Source organism: Peredibacter sp. HCB2-198, assembly GCF_045999315.1.
In the GTDB taxonomy this organism is placed as follows: domain Bacteria; phylum Bdellovibrionota; class Bacteriovoracia; order Bacteriovoracales; family Bacteriovoracaceae; genus Peredibacter.
Genome location: NZ_CP174607.1, coordinates 735,711 through 753,390 on the forward strand (window position 1 = coordinate 735,711; position 17,680 = coordinate 753,390).

General features: G+C 42.3%; 18 protein-coding genes. 10 read left to right on the top strand and 8 right to left on the bottom strand.

The annotated features are described in order from the left end of the window. Positions 1-55: 55 nt before the first annotated feature. Positions 56-754: a Crp/Fnr family transcriptional regulator gene (locus ACJVC5_RS03725; protein ID WP_408098045.1), complete on the top strand. Its 699-nt coding sequence runs from the start codon at positions 56-58 to the stop codon at positions 752-754. On the opposite strand, the gene ACJVC5_RS03730 is transcribed toward ACJVC5_RS03725, so the two are convergent. From ACJVC5_RS03730 to ACJVC5_RS03755, 6 genes are all read right to left on the bottom strand, one after another. Continuing rightward, complete coding sequence (locus ACJVC5_RS03730) at positions 713-1,297, bottom strand: pyroglutamyl-peptidase I (protein WP_408098046.1); 585 nt, start codon at positions 1,295-1,297, stop codon at positions 713-715. The genes ACJVC5_RS03725 and ACJVC5_RS03730 overlap by 42 nt on opposite strands. Positions 1,298-1,307: 10 nt before the next feature. After that, positions 1,308-2,030 carry a hypothetical protein gene (locus tag ACJVC5_RS03735; RefSeq protein WP_408098047.1) on the bottom strand — a complete coding sequence of 241 codons (723 nt, stop codon included), beginning with the start codon at positions 2,028-2,030 and terminating at the stop codon, positions 1,308-1,310. A gap of 8 nt (positions 2,031-2,038) precedes the next feature. Continuing rightward, positions 2,039-2,821: a hypothetical protein gene (locus ACJVC5_RS03740; RefSeq protein ID WP_408098048.1), complete on the bottom strand. Its 783-nt coding sequence runs from the start codon at positions 2,819-2,821 to the stop codon at positions 2,039-2,041. A gap of 30 nt (positions 2,822-2,851) precedes the next feature. Then, a complete protein-coding gene (locus tag ACJVC5_RS03745; protein WP_408098049.1) occupies positions 2,852-3,685 on the bottom strand; it encodes a chemotaxis protein CheX in 834 nt (277 codons plus the stop codon). Between the two features lie 9 nt (positions 3,686-3,694). Continuing rightward, a complete protein-coding gene (locus ACJVC5_RS03750) occupies positions 3,695-5,029 on the bottom strand; it encodes an HD-GYP domain-containing protein (protein ID WP_408098050.1) in 1,335 nt (444 codons plus the stop codon). 85 nt (positions 5,030-5,114) lie between these two features. Next, positions 5,115-5,447: a methyl-accepting chemotaxis protein gene (locus ACJVC5_RS03755; RefSeq protein ID WP_408098051.1), complete on the bottom strand. Its 333-nt coding sequence runs from the start codon at positions 5,445-5,447 to the stop codon at positions 5,115-5,117. 373 nt (positions 5,448-5,820) lie between these two features. Here ACJVC5_RS03755 and ACJVC5_RS03760 point away from each other — a divergent pair, with 373 nt between their 5' ends. The 9 genes from ACJVC5_RS03760 (at position 5,821) to ACJVC5_RS03800 (ending at position 16,718) form a co-directional block, all read left to right on the top strand. Beyond that, a complete protein-coding gene (locus ACJVC5_RS03760) occupies positions 5,821-7,350 on the top strand; it encodes a sensor histidine kinase (protein ID WP_408098052.1) in 1,530 nt (509 codons plus the stop codon). Continuing rightward, positions 7,337-7,990, top strand: a complete 654-nt coding sequence (locus tag ACJVC5_RS03765) for a response regulator (protein WP_408098053.1) — start codon at positions 7,337-7,339, stop codon at positions 7,988-7,990. The genes ACJVC5_RS03760 and ACJVC5_RS03765 overlap by 14 nt, the downstream gene beginning before the upstream one ends. Positions 7,991-8,160: 170 nt before the next feature. Next, positions 8,161-9,759, top strand: coding sequence for a HAMP domain-containing methyl-accepting chemotaxis protein (locus tag ACJVC5_RS03770; RefSeq protein ID WP_408098054.1), 1,599 nt, complete (start codon positions 8,161-8,163; stop codon positions 9,757-9,759). Positions 9,760-9,767: 8 nt separating this feature from the next. Next, on the top strand, positions 9,768-10,226 hold the full coding sequence (locus tag ACJVC5_RS03775) for a chemotaxis protein CheW (RefSeq protein WP_321395097.1): 459 nt from the start codon (positions 9,768-9,770) through the stop codon (positions 10,224-10,226). 36 nt (positions 10,227-10,262) lie between these two features. Then, positions 10,263-12,173, top strand: coding sequence for a chemotaxis protein CheA (locus tag ACJVC5_RS03780; RefSeq protein WP_408098055.1), 1,911 nt, complete (start codon positions 10,263-10,265; stop codon positions 12,171-12,173). Next, a complete protein-coding gene (locus ACJVC5_RS03785) occupies positions 12,170-13,063 on the top strand; it encodes a CheR family methyltransferase (RefSeq protein WP_408098056.1) in 894 nt (297 codons plus the stop codon). Before ACJVC5_RS03780 ends, ACJVC5_RS03785 begins: the two co-directional genes overlap by 4 nt. A 1-nt stretch (position 13,064) precedes the next feature. Continuing rightward, positions 13,065-14,135 (top strand): protein-glutamate methylesterase/protein-glutamine glutaminase, encoded by a 1,071-nt coding sequence (locus ACJVC5_RS03790; protein WP_408098057.1) that lies wholly within the window; start codon positions 13,065-13,067, stop codon positions 14,133-14,135. 166 nt (positions 14,136-14,301) lie between these two features. Continuing rightward, complete coding sequence (locus tag ACJVC5_RS03795) at positions 14,302-16,353, top strand: ATP-binding protein (RefSeq protein ID WP_408098058.1); 2,052 nt, start codon at positions 14,302-14,304, stop codon at positions 16,351-16,353. After that, positions 16,350-16,718, top strand: a complete 369-nt coding sequence (locus ACJVC5_RS03800; RefSeq protein ID WP_408098059.1) for a response regulator — start codon at positions 16,350-16,352, stop codon at positions 16,716-16,718. The genes ACJVC5_RS03795 and ACJVC5_RS03800 overlap by 4 nt, the downstream gene beginning before the upstream one ends. Here ACJVC5_RS03800 and thpR read toward each other — a convergent pair. Together thpR and ACJVC5_RS03810 are read right to left on the bottom strand one after the other, a co-directional pair. After that, complete coding sequence (thpR, locus tag ACJVC5_RS03805) at positions 16,709-17,224, bottom strand: RNA 2',3'-cyclic phosphodiesterase (protein WP_408098060.1); 516 nt, start codon at positions 17,222-17,224, stop codon at positions 16,709-16,711. The two genes, ACJVC5_RS03800 and thpR, sit on opposite strands and share 10 nt — an antisense overlap. Next, on the bottom strand, positions 17,221-17,571 hold the full coding sequence (locus ACJVC5_RS03810) for a hypothetical protein (protein WP_408098061.1): 351 nt from the start codon (positions 17,569-17,571) through the stop codon (positions 17,221-17,223). Before ACJVC5_RS03810 ends, thpR begins: the two co-directional genes overlap by 4 nt. Positions 17,572-17,680: the final 109 nt, after the last annotated feature.

A 17,680-nucleotide genomic window follows, 5' to 3' on the forward strand; every position in this document is an offset into this window, starting at 1 on the left:
CTCTCGAGATTTAAATTATGATGAAAATCAGGAAAAACTAATCAGGATTAATGACATGAAAAGCTTTGGTTGTGAAAATTGTGCCAGTAGGGACCAGGGTATTTTCTGTGAACTATCTAAGCATGCACTAGAAGGCATAAGCACTGCCAAGTTCATGAACCAATATAAGAAAGGTGAAACGATCTTTCATGAGGGCAATCATCCTCAAGGTCTTTATTGCATCAACAGCGGAAAAATTAAAATCTCTAAAATTGGTCCGGAAGGCAAAGAATCTATTGTTCGGATTGCCGCTCCTGGAGACGTATTAGGCCATCGGAGTCTTTTTAGCAACGAGGCCTATACAGCGACCGCCACTGTGATTGAGGACGCCACTATTTGCTTTTTAGAAAAGAAGCTCATTCATAAAACCTTGCAAGCTGAACCATCTGTGGCGCTTAAGCTCATTCAAAAACTAAGTAAGGCCATGGGTGAGGCCGAAGACCGCGGTGCCTCTCTTGCCCATAAAAGTGTTAAGGCCCGCTTGGCCGAATTACTCATTTCTCTAAAGCATAAGCATGGGGTCGATGAGAATAAGCGCACTCGTCTTGATATCAAACTTTCCCGTGAAGAGATGGCATCAATGATTGGCACTGCTAATGAAACAGTCATTAGATTCATGTCTGAATTCAAATCTGATGGCCTGATTGCTCAGGAAGGTAAGGTCATATATATCTTAGACGAAGAGTCCCTCATGGCACTCGCCAAGGATGACTGAGACCGCTTCAAGTAACTTTTCCTGCGATAAGATCTCCTGCAAAGGTACGTGAATAAATCCTGCACAGGGCACGTTTTGACTCTCCATCAATTTGTAAAAAAGATAGTTACACACAAAAGTGCCGGCCGAATTAGAGATTTTCACAGGTAGATTTCTCTCTTTGAGGGCACTTTCAAATTGTCTCAGTGGTAGTGTGGAGAAATAGGCCGCTTCTCCCCCCTCACTAATGGGCCTATCTATTGGTCGATGCCCATTGTTATCATCAATTTCGGCATCGAGACAATTAATGGCGACTCTTTCCAAATTAATCTCATGTCGTGAACTCGCCAGCCCAAAAGACAAGACCATATCAGGTTTAAAAGAGTGTATTTTCTCCTCCAAAACATGAAAGGCCTTCTCAAAGGTCACAGGTAAAAGGATAGATTCAATATTAAGGCCCTCAGATGCTCTGAGTTTTCCTTCCTGGATATTTCTCACTAATAAGGCAGTAGGATTGGTGCTTCTGCCACCAAAGGCCTCAAAGCCGGAAATTAGAATACGCATGAAGCTCCTTTTAACAGGACGCCACCTTACCATAATGGGCCCGGCAATGTCCTTCAAACCTAATCGCAAACTCTCCTAACTCTGTCTCAGAAAGTTTTTGAACTGTGTCGGCCACAAGAGTTCGGGCAGGAAGGCCGGGATTCATAAGAATGGCATGAGCAATCTCTTGAGCGGTCATAAGACATTTAGTCAAAAAACAAAAGTTCTCGTCCACTTTTTTTCCAAAACCTAGTCCATTTAAGTCCCCGTGGTGATGACGAATAATCCTCCACGCACCTTCAGGGGCCAATCGAAAATGTAAGGTCATTTCCGATGCTTTTAAAGCATGCATGTTGATTTCCTTGATGATGGTTCCAGAAAGACCCTTTAATTGCTCAGAGGAACGAATATGAATCCACTCTGATTTTCTTAAAGTGCTGTCACAAAACATCGCCGCAAAGACAATCTGGTCAACATTCGCTTTGCGATGATGAGTGTCCATATCGAAGGCCAATTGCGCAGCGATGAGACTTGTGAGTTCAATAAAATGATAATGAAATTTCACAGAACAGCTTCTGATCACTCGCAGATAGTGGGAGAAATGATTGTCATCCACCATAACATCTTTCATGATGCGATAAAAAGTTGTATGTCCCAGACTAACCATTGAAGAAGAAAGACCCAGCTCTAAGGCCACGTCCTTCATTGGAGTATGTGAGTTTTCGAAAATATGAAGGACGTTTTTCTCTATCATATGGCCTCTTAATAAAATTTTGGTTCAATAGATAAGTACACCAGCACAGCTTGCTGAGTTGGACCGTTTATCAATTCAGTCGGAAAGCTCACTCCTGGTACTATCTGAGTGTCTTTCCAGTCCAAGTTCCAATCGAAACGAAAACCAGGATTAATGGTAAATGAAGTTTCGACGATCTTATTGCCATCTTCATCTATTCCCTGTCCTGACTCTAAAAGACCTTCCAGCATTAAGTTAAAATGATCTGAGAGAAAATAAATAAGACTGGTCCCCGCCTTAAACGTCGTAAGAGTGCGCCTCTTATCAACACCAGCAGTTTTGGCCGCGGGCAATACCTTAAATCCGAAATTCCAGTGATTCATCCATTGTGGTGCCATGGTAATGGTAGCGGCCTGAACGAATTCAAATCCATACACACCAGCGCTTGTTCCCTTCTCTACACTGCCAGTAGGAACAACTAATCCAAATCTTTCCGCGATTAAAATTCCATCACGGTTCACTGGCTGCCAGCGGTAACTCAACGTCGTGTCTGTGATTGAACCATGTTCAACACCGTCATAACGTTCGTATCCAAACCCATATGAGAACTGGTGGGTCTTATCTGTAATAGGTATTTCGTTGGTAAATGCGTAGGTAAAATTATTTGAATTATTATAGGTCTGATACTGCTGAATAAATTGGTAGACGCCCCATTCCTGGTTATACGCCTCTTCTAACAAAAATGAATTGTCCTCAATCTGCGCATTGGCACAAAGAGGCACTAGGGCCAGTAAGATCAGAAGCACTTTCACAACAACATCCTTGTACATGCGAAAATAAAATTATTTTGAAAGACAAATTTCTACAAAAAATTCTCCGGCCGAACTGGTGAAGGGCACCACGACTACCGGTCCTTTAGTCAGACCTGTCACAGTGTGATTACGTCCATTTACAACTGAAGGTAAGGCAGATTTAATGCCATAACCTTGTTCGTTAAGAACGATCTTCGCCTGTCCAAAAATCATATTGGTGATCTCACCTGCACCATCGAGAATTTCCTTATTCACGACCGTATAGGTCTCACCTAACATGCCTGACATCACACTCAAAAATGTCTGTTCTGGAAAACTAATAACGACTGATCCTTCAAAGGCATCACTCACAATTCCAATGACTCCAGACACATCTCCCAAAAGAGTATCATTGCCCTTCTTAATATAAATCTTCCCTGCCTGGGCATCGACAGATGCCTGAACTTTCAAAACGTGAAGGGCCGCGGTTAAAAAAGGATTTACGAAATTTGTATCAAGGGTCTTATCTTTAACCAGACCGAAGTCAATCAACGCCTCTTTAATGGACCTGCAAAACTTAAAGGCCGAATCCACACCCTCTGCCTTAAAAAGCTGCATGACCTTGCTATTCACAAGAATAAAACGCATGGCCTTATCAAATTGCTTTAGCACCACTTGGATTTTAATCAGCTGCCTGATCCATTCACTGGAGATGTCCAATAAATATTCACAGTTCACGACGATAAAAGGAACTGCCTGCTCGAGATAGGGTCTCATTTCATCCAAAAAGGGACGAAGATTATTAGGATCACATATGCCATTAAGACGAATCGTAACGTAGTCCGTGCCGGTTACAATTTGAAATGACTTAATCGCGGTAGGCATGGGTCCTCATTATTTAAGAAAAAAATCTTTTAATTTTTTTAGCATATCTCGATCAAGAATGATTTTAGCGGGATCACTTGAGTTCTCTTGATAGAGTTCCTGGAGGGCCTGTGCCATAGATATCGCCGGTTTTCCCGGATGCATGGTCGTCTTATAATCAAAGGCGTCCGCGATCGCGAGCAGTCGCCCTTCTTTTGAGATCTTACTTGAAGCAATACCTGCAGGATAACCGGTCCCGTTCATTGCCTCATGATGCTGAAGAATGGCATTGATCACTGGATTCGGAAGTGCAATGCGCTTTAATCTCGCCACATCAATGGAATAGTTTGGATGTTTCTTGTAGGCCTCAAGAGCGTGGGGGCCCATTTCACTCTCTTCCAACTCGGCAATTTCAACTGGAAGATTGATCTTACCAATGTCATGAAGAAGTCCCGCAAGCGCCATGTCCTCTGGTTTTTCAAAACCCAGTACAATGGCAAAAAGACCCGCAAAGGCAGACACGTTAGATAAATGTAAATAGAAGTTACCTTCTTGATTAAGAAGCGTCCCTACTTTCTTCATGATGTCTTTATCATCTTCAGAAAGTAAAAGTTTAATAATTTCTTTTACCTCATTCAGCAGGGCCTGAGACTTAGTAAAAGTATTTTCCTGTGTGTCCTCATAGAACATGTCAGAGATAAGTTCTCTTACACACTTCTCTAGTTTCATCTGTTTGTCAGTTTCACTGATCTTATTTGGCATCAACAGCTTCTTAAAGGTCTCTGCCGTGTATTTTCTGAACTTCTCTAACTCGTCCTTATGAATGAACAAAGTGTTCAATTGATTTTCATAAAGCTTGGCGAATTTATCTTCGCTAATAGGATCACCATCATGACTGAACTGAACCAGCTTATTGTTTCTCGGTAAGAAGACCTTCAGAGAAAAATCAAGGACAGTCCCAGGTGTCAGATCCACCACTTTAATCACTTGATAATTACGAAGTTCAGGAATCACAGAATAGATAGATTCTTCTTTTAATGAACGAAATAAATCCGCCTTCTCCCATGGAAGGAGATAGGCCTGAGTGAAACCATTTTTCACCAAGCGCTTTTTATCGAAGTCCTTCTTATCACTGGCGATGAAGAAGATGGGCAACTCGGGATAATACATTCTGAGAGTCTGCGCGATCTCGAGCGTCGACATCTCTCCAGAATGGGGATAACACAGTATCAGGCTCGGAACCGGATCAGACGGCTCCATCAACTTCTCCGATTCATACCCCACGCTCTCAATGTTATCAGCGAGAGTTTTTAACTCTGCGGGTATTTCATCTGAATTAGCGCCAAACACTAATATGTTAAACATTTTCCCCTTTGAAACTTTATGATTTTTCGCCAGCTTCAGTTATATCAGTAAAACCAATTTCTTTTATGATCTTTGTTACTATTTACTAGTTAAAATCTTTGCTCTTAGTTGTCCGTAATGCTTTTTCTCCTACGAAACGTTTCATGTCGGATACCTCTTCGAGAAGCAGATTAAATTGGAAGTACATTTCTTCTGCTGAATCACGAACAGAGTTCTTCACACTCGAGAGTCCGTCCCAACTTTTTCCAGACTCCGCCGAAAGAATGTTTGCATCTAGAGTAAGTACTGTGGTCTGAAAAGAAATGTTGTCCATCACCTCAGTGATTTCTTCGATCTTTTTTGCAGACTTCGCCATACGAGACATGACCTTTAAAAGCTCCAATATCTCTTGATCGCCCTGCTCACTTCTCAGCCTCATTACTACCTCCAGGTATGCATTTAAGGTTCTAAGTAGAAACCCCTAACCTGGCCTAATGCTGGCCAAAGAATGGTCTCTGTTAGCTCCCATATTAGCGATGTCCGTAGTAGTTTCTACTTAATTTTACAATTTTTATAAGTATAAACACGTAGCAAACAAAGACTATTTAATGCATTGCAAGTAGGTAGAAATACTCATTTATCAATTCAAATCGTTACGCAATTATTCTTTAGTAGTAAAATATTTTTGAAAGATCGGCGCATTTATAATGTCGGAAGAAACTAGAAATTTTTGCCGTGGCCAGACTCTCTCACTGCCTCAAATTTTTCTCGTCCGATTAAAATAATTAAATTCTTTTAGCAAAAGAACCAACTTGTTAAGAAACGCAAAAGTAAGTCGCAAACTGTTCTCTAGCTTTTTAATGATTGGCCTGATCAATCTCCTGATCATTATTGTCCTTATTGGATTCATCTATTCGAGCAGAAAACCCATCATTACCGATCGTGTCCAGCAGCACATGACCTCCGTGAGAAATCTTACGAAGGACAAACTTTACCTCTACTTTGAAGGGCTAAAGAACAGAACGATCAATATTAGCCATGATTTAAATCTCGGCAAAAAAACCATTCTAAATCAACCAGACCTCGAATCTCTCTATGTTTTAAAAAACGGTGAGCTAAAGCACATTGCTGGTAAAGACCTCAGGCTCACAACTGAAAATCTGCCTAAGCTCAATGAGAAATTTACCATCTTTCTGGAATCGCTGATTTTCTTCAGAGTAAATACGAACCAAGAGTCTTATTTATGGTTTTTTAATAATCACTCCATTAATAAACTTCTTCTTCCTCAACCGGGACTTGGTAATACCGGCGAGACCTATCTCGTTGGGCGAGACTTCAAAATCAGAAGTGCTTCTCGTCATTTGCCGAATGAAAAGATCGAAGAAGTTAAAAATGATTCAGTCATTGACGGTCTCTCACATAACTCCGGCAATAACATCGTTCGTGATTATCGAAACATTGAAGTGCTGAGTTCTTACACTCCGTTTATTTTTGATTCCTTGGAGTATGTCCTTTTGGCCGAAATGGATCTGGATGAGGTCCAAAGCCCACTTCAAAGTCTGGTCTTTCAGATGACGATGGCAAGTATTCTCATGGGCATCACAAATCTTCTGTTCTCATTGTTCCTTACGAGAAGAACATCAAACGAACTGGAAAATCTTAATAGCGAAATCTTAAAACTCAACTCTCTCAAAGAAAGAAGTTCCAATGAGTCTGCCATTCAGGTCCTCAAGGCCCAGGAAGAAGAACGCGAAAAAATTTCTTTCACTCTACACGATAGTGTAGGTCAGTATCTGACCGTTCTTAAGTGGGGCCTTGCCAGACTTAAGAAACGCACGCTCGATGTGGAACACGAACACATTGATAATCTTTCAAAGACCTGTGACGATGTCATCCACGAGATCCGTTCGATTTCTCATGATCTCATGCCGACCCTCATTAAGGACTTCGGATGTTGGTATGCCATAAGGGACTACTTTGAAAAACAAAAACAAATCGTCCCTCATGAAATTGAATATGAAGTGGCGCCAGACGTTGAGGCCCTGAAGTTTACAAAAGAATTCGACATCAACTTGTATCGAATGGTTCAAGAATTTTTTCAGAACAGTCTCAAACATTCACAAGCGACTGCCATCAAACTAGTGTTTCTTAAGAGAGATGATCAACTGGTGCTTAATTACTACGATAATGGCAAAGGAATGGACGGAAATAGCCCCTTACCTGCTTCTTTAAACTATCGGGCCAAATTATTCGGTGGCGAAATGACGAGAGTCCATTATGATAAAGGTCTAGGGTTTAAAGTAACATTTTATCTACGGGAAATACTCAGTGAAACAAACTAATGTTTACCTCTTAGATGATCACAAAATCGTCCGTGATGGTCTTAAATCAATTCTCTCAATGCACTCTGAATATCAAGTAGTGGGAGAGGAAAGCCGTCCCGACGTTTTTTTAAGCACACTCTCCGACCTGGATATAGATATCCTCATTCTCGACGTGTCTTTACCGAATATTTCAGGCATTGATCTCATTAAAAAGATTAAAGACGTTAAATCAAATCTTCAGATTGTCATGCTCTCAATGCATGAGAACCCTGAGTATATGTTCCGCAGCCTGAAAGAAGGTGCAAACGCCTATCTTCCAAAGGACATTGAGGCCCAGGAATTCATCGAGGCCCTGGATCAGGTAAGACAACGCGGAAGCTACTTCCCGACGAGCATGAACTTCAATAACAAAGACACTCTTACTCCTCCACCTGAGGGCCTGAAGTACTCTATTCTTCTGACTTCTCGTGAATTAGAAATCCTTGCTTACATGGCAAAGGGGTTGAGCTCGAAGCAAATTGCTCAACAAATCAATGTAAGCCCTCGAACAGTTGAAACTCACCGAGTGAACATCATGAAGAAACTTGGAACGAACAATGGAGCTGAAACAGTTGCTCTCGCTTGGAAATTAAAGCTAATTCAAGACGATAAAATCTAATTCTAAAGAAACTTCTTCTTATTCATCATAAATTTCACTGCATCTTCCGCACGCAGATTTTGCCGTTTTCAAAATTCTTATTTCATTACGTAAATTTACTTAATTATTAAGAAATTCTTACGAGAAGTTCTAAGTAATTTCCGCAAATGCTTGTATGCAAGGAGTTCAGCATGTTCTCTTCAGGAAGTTTGAAGTTTAAGTTAGTGAGTGCCTTTATGGCCGTCACAGTCTTCATGGTTCTCGTGGCCGGAGTCGGCTACTGGTGTCTGAATAAGGTCCATTACGAATACGATTATATTGCCAAGATCGTTGTGGATAATTTGAAGACCACAGGTGATATGGGCGATCGTCTTCGAGATATGCATTTAGAGCTTGTTCAGATCGAAGGCATTACTACTTTTGAAAGTCGCAAAGCTCATCAAGATAAGTGGCTAAAACTGGTTGAAGAGCAGAATGACAAAAACAAAAAGTATGAATCAATCCCCTTCGCACCAGGCGAAGACAAAGTTTGGAACCATTATAAAGAAGGTTGGAACCACTATGTTTCTACTGGTAAATCATACTTAAAACTTACTTCAAGTGATGTTCCTGGTGATAAAGAACAGGCCACTGCCCTATTTGAAAAAGAGCTGCCAGAATCTTATTCACGCATCAGAAATGCTTTAAGCGAAGTGTGGGACTTCCACGAAGGCGTTGCTGAAGAAAAAGGGACCCTCGCTGACAAGGTCTATGGCACTGCCAATATCAGCACCACCATTATTTCAATCGCAGGAATAATCTTTGCTCTTTGCCTTGGTCTTTACCTTGCCAACATGATTTCTAAAGCGATCACTAAATTTAGTAACGAGATCTCAAGTTCAGCGGACCAAACTTCAACCGCCAGCCTTGAATTAACGTCGGCCTCAAGCCAACTTTCACAAGGCGCAACTGAATCGGCGGCCTCTCTTGAAGAAACTGTTTCTTCGCTAGAAGAACTTTCAAGCATGGTAAAGCTTAATTCCGATCACGCTAAAGAGGCCAATTCTCTCTCTCAAAAATCACTGCACGAAGCGGAAAGTGGCGAAAAAGAAATTGGTCGCTTGATTGAGGCCATGTCAGTCATGGCAAAGTCTTCAGAAAAAATCGAAGAGATCATTAACGTAATCGACGATATCGCTTTCCAGACAAACCTTCTGGCCCTGAACGCTGCTGTTGAGGCGGCCCGCGCAGGTGAACAAGGAAAGGGCTTTGCTGTGGTTGCTGATGCCGTTAGAAATCTAGCGGGTCGTTCTGCCGCTGCCGCAAAAGACATCAACTCCCTCATTAAAGAGAACGTCGCTCGCACTGAAGACGGGGTTCAGATCGCCGACACTTCAGGCACGGTACTAAAAGAAATTGTGAACTCTGTTAAAAAAGTGGCCGATCTTAACTCTGAAATTGCAGCGGCCTCTCAAGAGCAGGCCAACGGAATTGAACAGATTTCAAAGGCCATGAACCATCTTGATCAGGCCATCCAAACCAACGCTTCATCTTCTGAGGAAGTGGCCTCATCTGCGGAAGAGATGTCTTCTCAATCAGAATGTCTGAAGAGTTTGGTCGGAGAATTGAGACACTTTATCCATGGTCACCGCCAGGTCATTGAAAAGACATCCAAGTCTTTGTCTCCGGTGAAGGCGCCCATAAAAAAATATTCTGTTGTATCTAAAGAAAATAATAAGAAAAGTCCTGCAAATATTCTTCCATTTGACGATAAGAACGATAGCACCATCGGTAAAGCCGAAGGATTTTAGGAGCATTTATGAGAATGAAAGGTGGCCAGTATTTAACGTTTAAACTTCAAAACCTCTCGTATGGCGTAGGAATCGAGAACGTGCGTGAAATCAATCGCATGTCTGAAATTGCGGCCGTACCAGAAGCACCGGACTTCGTTGCAGGTGTGATGAATCTTCGCGGTAAAGTGATTACCGTTGTTGATCTTCGCAAGCGTCTGCATATGCCCGTTGCTGAGGTGACAAAAGAGACTTGTATCATCGTAGTTGAATCTGAAATTGGTCACGTGGGTGTGATCGTTGATTCAGTTCAAGCTGTGATTCATCTACAAGAGGCCCAGATTGATGACTCTCCCATTTCTGAAGACGAATACTCTTTCGTTAAATCAATCGGAAAGATGGATGATCACCTGGTAATGCTGATTGATATTTTCCGTTGTTTATCGAAGCGTGACATGCTTGGAATGGATTCAGCTGCCGCTGCGTAAAGAAAACTGATTTTAAAAAAACGTAAGGAAGCGTATATGTCGATTGATGATGATGGATTCTTAGAAGAGCTACGCCAGGAGTTTCTAGCGGAAGCTTGCTCTCTCCTTGAACAGTGGGAAGAATATTTCCTTAAACTGGAAGAGACTGACGACAAAGCGGAACAGGTCACTAACATTTTTCGTGTGGCCCACTGTCTGAAAGGCACCAGCTCCGCGGTTGGTTATTCCGAAATGGCGGCCTTTGCCCACATTGTGGAAGACCTACTTCAGATCCTTAAAAAAGATCCGTCATGCCTTACGCCGGAAATCGTTACGACACTCCTAAAATGTGGTGATGCTTTCAAAGTAAAGGTCGCTTTCCTTATGGGGAAAGAAACAACAGATTGGGACGTAACTGTTCTTTCTTTTGATATTAATAACTACCTACTCGCATTGGGCCATTCAGGTCATCCTGCTCATCATGATGCGGCCCCTGCTCAAGACCAGGAGCTTATGCCTTCTGAACCTTCAGAAGAAGCAAAAGCAAAATCTATTGAAAGTGATGAAGGTTGGAAAGAAGCACTCGCCGATGTTAACCAAAGATTGGGCGTGAATCTTACTGAAGAACATCTTCAACTTTCAGAAGATGAAATTGCCAAAGTTATTGCTGAACAAAAAGCAGAACAGGAACATAGACCTGCGGCACCGGTGATCCAGCTTGAGCAAGTACGTGAGCACAAAGAAGAAGAGAAAAAAGCGGCAACTGCTGCCGTCGCTCCTAAAGACGCCGCTTCTTCAAAGGTCGCAAACGCCACTGTAAAAGTTGATGCTCACAAGATTGATAAGATCATGAACCTTGTGGGCGAGCTTGTGATCAACAAATCACAACTTGCTAACCGAGTTGAGCAATACCGTGATGACCATATTCTAGAGGCCACATATTCACTTCTAGAAAAGACCATTCGCGAACTTCAAGATGAAACTCTTGGTATGCGTATGATCAGCATGAAGAACCTTTTCTTAAAGTGTCAGCGTGCGGTTCGTGACGTATCAATTAAACTTAATAAAAATATTGAGTTCGTACAAAGCGGAGAAGACGTAGAAATCGACCGCTCGATGGTTGAACTTCTTACTGACCCACTTCTTCACATGCTTAGAAACTCTGTGGACCACGGTATCGAGTCTCAAGGAACAATTCTCCTTAAGGCAGAGCACATCGGTTCAAAAATTGTTCTTTCAATTAAGGACAACGGCAGAGGGATCAACGCCGAAAAAGTTTTCGGCAAGGCCATGCAAAACGGCCTTATCTCTCCGTCTGTAAAGATGTCTGATTTGACTGAAAATGAAATTTTCCAATTCATTATGATGCCAGGATTCTCGACTGCGGAAAAAATCACAGACGTTTCAGGACGTGGTGTGGGTCTTGATGTTGTAAAGACAACAGTTGAAAAGATGAACGGTAAAGTCGACATCTCTTCACAACTAGGAAAAGGTACTTGCTTTAAGCTGATTCTTCCACTCACTACTTCTATCCAGGAAGGTATCCATGTGAAGTCGAATGGAAGCTCATACATTTTCCCTACAGAGAAAGTGTTAGAGATTCTTTCTGGCGATAAAGTAAGCTTCATCACAGATCCGAACGGCCTTAACATGTTTAAGTACCGCGAGACAGTAATTCCATACGCCACCCTGGACGCGACACTGGGTCTAAGCGCTGATTTCAAAATCAGCAAGATGATCCTGATCATGGACGTTGATGGCAAGTATTTCGGAATTGGTATTGATGAATTCGTTGCCCAAGTTCACGTGGTTCTTAAACCGATTAATGAAATTGTTAGAACATCTACTGGTATCTCAGCTTCTTGTATTCTTTCTCACGGAGGAATCGGGTTTGTGATTGATACAGATGAAGTTTGTAAGTCGGTGCTTAAGAACAACAAAGAACACAATAGGCAGTTAGCAGCATGAGCAATATAGTTTTCAAAGCTCCGCCAGTAGATTTCATTGAAACTGGCAAGAAGACCCACGAACACCTTATTGCCGACAAGGCGGGGTTTGAAAAATTGGCGGAGATCGTAAAAGATCTTACTGGTATTTCTCTTCCTAACAATGAGAAGAACCGCACGCTCATGGCCGGTCGAGTTCACTCACTCATGACAAAATATCAGTATAAGACCTATGCTGAACTTGTCACAAAACTTATGAGTGGGAACAAGACGCTGCAAGAATCTTTCATTTCATGCTTAACAACGAACACCACACACTTCTTCCGTGAAGGTGTTCATTATGATGTTTTGAAAAAATACCTTCAGGAAAGAATGGCGGTGAGAGAATTCACCACATCTTCTTTTCGTGTTTGGTGTAGTGCCGCCAGCTCTGGCCAGGAACCATATTCCATGCTCATGACTCTTCTGAGCAATGGTTTTCCCATTGATCGTCAGGCCTTAGAGTTTCTGGCAACTGATATCGACCTTGAGATCCTTAAAAAGGCCTCACAGGCCGTGTATACTGAGGAAGAAGTGAAAACTGTTCCACCAGAACTGAAGCAAGCTTACTTCCAGGTATTCAAGGACAAGACTCATACGAGCTATAAAGTTTTGCCTCAGTTTCGTAAGATGATTAACTTTGCCCGATTTAACCTGATTCAAGACAAGCCCGCATTTAAAGAGAAATTTGATGTGATCTTTTGTCGGAACGTTCTGATCTACTTCGAAAAAGAAGTTTCAACGGCCGTGATTGATATGCTGATTTCTCAACTTAAACCTGGTGGACTTTTGTTTCTAGGACACGTTGAAACTGGTCTATTAAAAAATAAGAACGTGCGCCCAATCAGCCACGCTGTGTATAAGAAGGTCTAAAATGCAGCAAAAAATTCGGGTCCTGCTAGTTGATGACTCTGCCGTAATTCGAACAATGCTTCAGAAAATTCTGAGTTCTGATCCAGATATTGAAGTGGTTGGTACTGCACCAGATCCATATGTTGGTCGTGAGAAATTAGTCGCACTAAAACCAGATGTGATGATTCTGGACATTGAAATGCCGAAGATGGACGGGATCACGTTCCTTACAAAAGTGATGGAACATTTTCCTACTCGTACTATCATTTTTTCTTCTCTGAGCTTAGAGCGTTCAGAGGTGGCCTTAAAATGTCTTGAAGTGGGTGCCATTGATACCATGGCCAAACCAGCAATCGACGTTTCAAAAGGCGTCATGGCCTTTAAAGACGAGTTGATTGCCAAAGTAAAAATGGTGGCGAAATCAAAGCTGCCAACGAAGAAGAAAAGTCTTTCATTGGTAAACCCAGTGGCAAAGACCCACTCTCCATCAAGTGGGGCCCTGCTTAGAACCACTCACCAAATTCTGGCGGTTGCCTCATCAACCGGTGGAACAGAAGCTCTTAAAGTACTTCTCTCTGGACTTCCGGCCGATATTCCCGGAACAGTGATCGTGCAACATATGCCAGCGGTGTTTACCAAAACTTATGCTGAGCATTTGAACAAGATGTTTCCTTTTGAGGTGAAAGAGGCCGAAGATGGAGACAAAGTTCTCCCTGGTCGGGTTCTCATCGCACCTGGTGACTTTCATATGGAGATTGTTCGAAGCGGTGGTTACTACAACGTGAAGCTGCATCAACAACCGGCCATGCATGGAGTTCGCCCTGCTGCCGATTACCTTCTGAAGTCAGTTGCTCATTACGCTGGTTCAAACGCCATCGGGATTGTTCTCACAGGTATGGGAAAAGACGGAGCTCAAGGCCTACTCGAAATGAAAAAGGCCGGCAGTTACAATCTTGCCCAGAATGAAGAGACATGTGTCATTTTTGGAATGCCTAAAGTGGCCATTGAATGTGGTGCCATTGATAAAGTCATGCCTCTGGATGAGATTGCCGGAGAAGTGATCAAGCAAATGGACGTTAGAAAAGTTTCATAATTTCTTAATACGTGGGCCCCTCTTGTTCAGAGTTGGGGCCTTACGTTCTTTCCTCGCAACTGTCATCTATTTCGTAGCTTAAATTAAGTTTACCTCAACTCGCCTCACGGTTTACAATCTGTAAGTTTCTTTGCTGCGTTGCCAACACACTTGAATAATGAAAAGCATGAGATCAATCCAACAATTCATTAAGCAGGCGTTCTTCTTGTTCGCCCTGGGCCTCATCACGATGGCCATTACTAGTGTATTGATCTACGGCATGCACATCTATCGCACCAATCAAAGCAATCTCGAAGGTCTCGGGGATAAAATCAACACTCAGATTACTTCCTCTCAAAGAAACGCTCGCAACAACATGCTAATGGCCGAGGCCATTATGCGAAAAGAAATCGAGAACAAAAAAATTGATCAAATTGGATCAGGGACATTGATGGCGGCGGCCATTAACTACAACGCCTCTCAATTTGATATTTGGATGGCCCTCTCACCTGAAATGGCCAGATCCATGGAAGGTAACCCTTCCGGTCTCGTGTTCTTAGTCTCTCGAAAACCCGAAAATTATAATTTTAAAACTCTCATCAAGCCCTTTTCTATTTCGGACTACAACATCACGTTGTTCAAGCATGACGTGTATTACAAGAACCCCGAAGAAATTTGGTATAATCAAACCATTCAGAACGATGGCAAACTCACTTATATCGGCGCCTATTACGACAAGACCTATACTCAACGCTGGCTCTTCTCTGTTGCGAAGGCAGTCTACGATGAAAACAAAAAACTTCTGGGAGTGGTCGGAATTGATTTCGGTACAAGCTTGGTGGAAAAAGTTTTTCGTGAGTTTTCGACCCTTCTGGGCATTATGGTGGTTGAACGCAGTGACGGTAGAATCCTTATGGATCTGCGCTCGGAAGATCACTCTCTGATTGCTCCCAATTTAGTTTATAAAGCGAAAGTGAATGATCACTTCATCCCTTTAGAAGGGCTAGAGACCTTGGCCAAAAATGGAAAAATGGCCCATCGTAATCACAATGGGACATTCATGGTCTTCAAAGTCTTTAAATCAGAACTTCTTCCCTGGTACATGATCATCTATCAAAGTGCCTGGGCCTTTTATAAAGGCATTCTTCCCCTCTTTTTCGCTCTGTTGACAGTGATTCTGGTGTTCCTTCTGGCCCTGCTTTATTTCCTGCGCGAGAACCGTAAAAAGTTCTTACATCCTGTTCAGGAACTCCTGAGTTGGCTTAAACGAGACACTCTCATCATTGGATCGAATAAAAGTATTTCCGGCCATTACGTTGAATCAGATGTGCTTGAAGTTAACGAACTTATTCAAAGTATTAACATTCTTTTTGAAGTCGTGAATGAGAACTTCCAGAATTACCGCCAGGAGCTGGAAAAAAACACAAAGATCAAAGAAGAGCTGGAAGTCCTGGTTCAAAAAAGATCTGAACAATTGATTGAGCGTGAAAAGCTTGCGGCCCTGGGCTTTATGTCGGCCGGACTTGCCCATGAGATCAAAAACCCGCTCAACTTAATCTGTAATGCTGCCGAAATCATTGTCATGCAACTCAATAAAATCGCACAAGCTGAGCTTCACATGGACGAACAGTCTGCGCGTGCCATTTCACGTCTGAGCGAAAGCAATCAGATCATACTGAACAACGGTCAGCGGGTGGACAACATTATCAAGACACTCCTACTTCAGGTGAGAAGTTCCAAAGAAGGTCATCAGCATCTGGTGGACATGAGTGAATTGGTAAAAACCAACTTGGACTTCGTTCTGGCCAACTATCGCCCTAAGATGAACAACAGAATCAAGGTAGAGCTTGATAAGCCAGACAACAAAATCATCGTCCGCGGAAACCCAGTGGACCTAGGACGCGTTTTTATCAATATCCTGGATAACAGCTGCTATGCCATGATCAAAAAAATCAATGCGGACTCGCATTTCATGGCCCACTTAAAAATCTCCCTGAATCCAATGGATGGGGGGCTTGAAATTCGGATCTATGATAATGGTACTGGCATTCCAAAGGTCCATTTAAGTCAAGTCTTCACTCCCTTTTACACTACTAAACCACCTGGCGAAGGAACTGGTTTAGGTTTAAACTTTGCCTATGAGATTGTTAAACAGCATGGCGGAACTTTGGAAGTTCAGTCAACTGAGGGCGAGTACACGGAAATCATCATGTTCATCCCTTTTCGAGGCAAACTATGAAACGCATTTTAGTATTAGATGATGAACAAGATGTAGATTTTATCTTCAAAGTGATGCTCGAAGATGAGATCGCTGAGGGCAAGCTTCAAATTGATTTTTTCAGTAATCCTCAAGAGTGTCTGGATGACCTGGCAAAAAGACCTAATGATGTTTATGACTACATTTTGAGTGACATCAACATGCCTCAGATAAATGGTGTGCAGTTTGCTCGTATTCTCAGAAATCGTGGCTATAAAGGACGTATAGCCTTTATCAGTGCTTATTTGATGGATGATTACGAGGACGATATGAAGATCCTCAATATTGAGCACTTCTTTTCAAAGCCCCTTAACTTTAATGAGATCAAAGAAGTTCTTCAAATCTGACGATGGATCACATGATACTTTCGATTCTGCGGGTCCTTCTCAGACTTAAATAGAGATATGTTCTCTACTCGTAGTGGAATGGGTGCTAAAGGATGAATTCTTAGCCCTTCTGCTAATTCATCATATTCATACCTCTGCCAGCGCTTCACCGTTATGTGAGGAATAAAACTTTTTGCATTTGGATCGACCCACTCTGGAAATACTTTTAAGACTTGTTGTTGAAGCCTAAGAAGTTCTTCTGAGGGAAGAATGCTTAGATACATCACACGTCGGTTAAAAAATTGAACCGGCCCAATTTCGATAGTAAAGGGATCGAAAGTGATTTCCTTCATCCTTTCTATGATGATCTTTACATTCTCATCTGCGGTCTCTCCTATAAAGAGCAAGGTCAGATGAAAATCATACGGATTTTCCCATCCCTTCTTTCCCTGAGGAAGTTTCGCGATATAAGCTTCCAGATGAGCTTTAATGGATTCTGTAAGTTCCAGTCCGAGGAAAAGTCTCATAGCTCTACTTGAAAATACTCTTGGGGACAATTCATCACAATCCCCTGGGCCGGTTTTTGGTAGAAGTTTGATATCACTAGATTTCCGCCCATTTTGGCCGCTCGATTTCGAAGGGCCGCGTGGATCTCGTTCTCCTGCTGAGAATAAGAAGGAGGAAAAATGGAGGTCTTAGCGTCGGCAAAACCTATGTATTCACAATGATGCTTGGCCTCGAGAAAATCGGCCTTCTCCTGCCAATCCACCGCCCCTTTCGAAGACTCAACAAAATGAACCTTCTTCCCAGGTTTGGTCACATCTGCGCAGGCCACAAAGAACAAACAAATGATTGAAAATATGGCGACTCTCATAGTTCCAGATACTAAGCGCATTTCCTTAGTCGGTCAGCCTGCCCCTGGCCATCCTTGAACAGGTATTTTTAACCTCAGCTTAACAGAAGAGTTAGAAATTTATGCTATA

Excerpts from the sequence above, each read along its gene's own strand:
- ACJVC5_RS03785 (WP_408098056.1), top strand. The coding sequence starts at position 12,170 with ATGAGCAATATAGTTTTCAAAGCTCCGCCAGTAGATTTCATTGAAACT.
- ACJVC5_RS03790 (WP_408098057.1), top strand. The coding sequence starts at position 13,065 with ATGCAGCAAAAAATTCGGGTCCTGCTAGTTGATGACTCTGCCGTAATT.
- ACJVC5_RS03810 (WP_408098061.1), bottom strand. The coding sequence starts at position 17,571 with ATGAGAGTCGCCATATTTTCAATCATTTGTTTGTTCTTTGTGGCCTGC.
- ACJVC5_RS03775 (WP_321395097.1), top strand. The coding sequence starts at position 9,768 with ATGAGAATGAAAGGTGGCCAGTATTTAACGTTTAAACTTCAAAACCTC.
- ACJVC5_RS03800 (WP_408098059.1), top strand. The coding sequence starts at position 16,350 with ATGAAACGCATTTTAGTATTAGATGATGAACAAGATGTAGATTTTATC.
- ACJVC5_RS03750 (WP_408098050.1), bottom strand. The coding sequence starts at position 5,029 with ATGTTTAACATATTAGTGTTTGGCGCTAATTCAGATGAAATACCCGCA.
- thpR (WP_408098060.1), bottom strand. The coding sequence starts at position 17,224 with ATGAGACTTTTCCTCGGACTGGAACTTACAGAATCCATTAAAGCTCAT.
- ACJVC5_RS03730 (WP_408098046.1), bottom strand. The coding sequence starts at position 1,297 with ATGCGTATTCTAATTTCCGGCTTTGAGGCCTTTGGTGGCAGAAGCACC.
- ACJVC5_RS03735 (WP_408098047.1), bottom strand. The coding sequence starts at position 2,030 with ATGATAGAGAAAAACGTCCTTCATATTTTCGAAAACTCACATACTCCA.
- ACJVC5_RS03780 (WP_408098055.1), top strand. The coding sequence starts at position 10,263 with ATGTCGATTGATGATGATGGATTCTTAGAAGAGCTACGCCAGGAGTTT.
- ACJVC5_RS03795 (WP_408098058.1), top strand. The coding sequence starts at position 14,302 with ATGAGATCAATCCAACAATTCATTAAGCAGGCGTTCTTCTTGTTCGCC.
- ACJVC5_RS03745 (WP_408098049.1), bottom strand. The coding sequence starts at position 3,685 with ATGCCTACCGCGATTAAGTCATTTCAAATTGTAACCGGCACGGACTAC.
- ACJVC5_RS03725 (WP_408098045.1), top strand. The coding sequence starts at position 56 with ATGAAAAGCTTTGGTTGTGAAAATTGTGCCAGTAGGGACCAGGGTATT.
- ACJVC5_RS03770 (WP_408098054.1), top strand. The coding sequence starts at position 8,161 with ATGTTCTCTTCAGGAAGTTTGAAGTTTAAGTTAGTGAGTGCCTTTATG.
- ACJVC5_RS03755 (WP_408098051.1), bottom strand. The coding sequence starts at position 5,447 with ATGAGGCTGAGAAGTGAGCAGGGCGATCAAGAGATATTGGAGCTTTTA.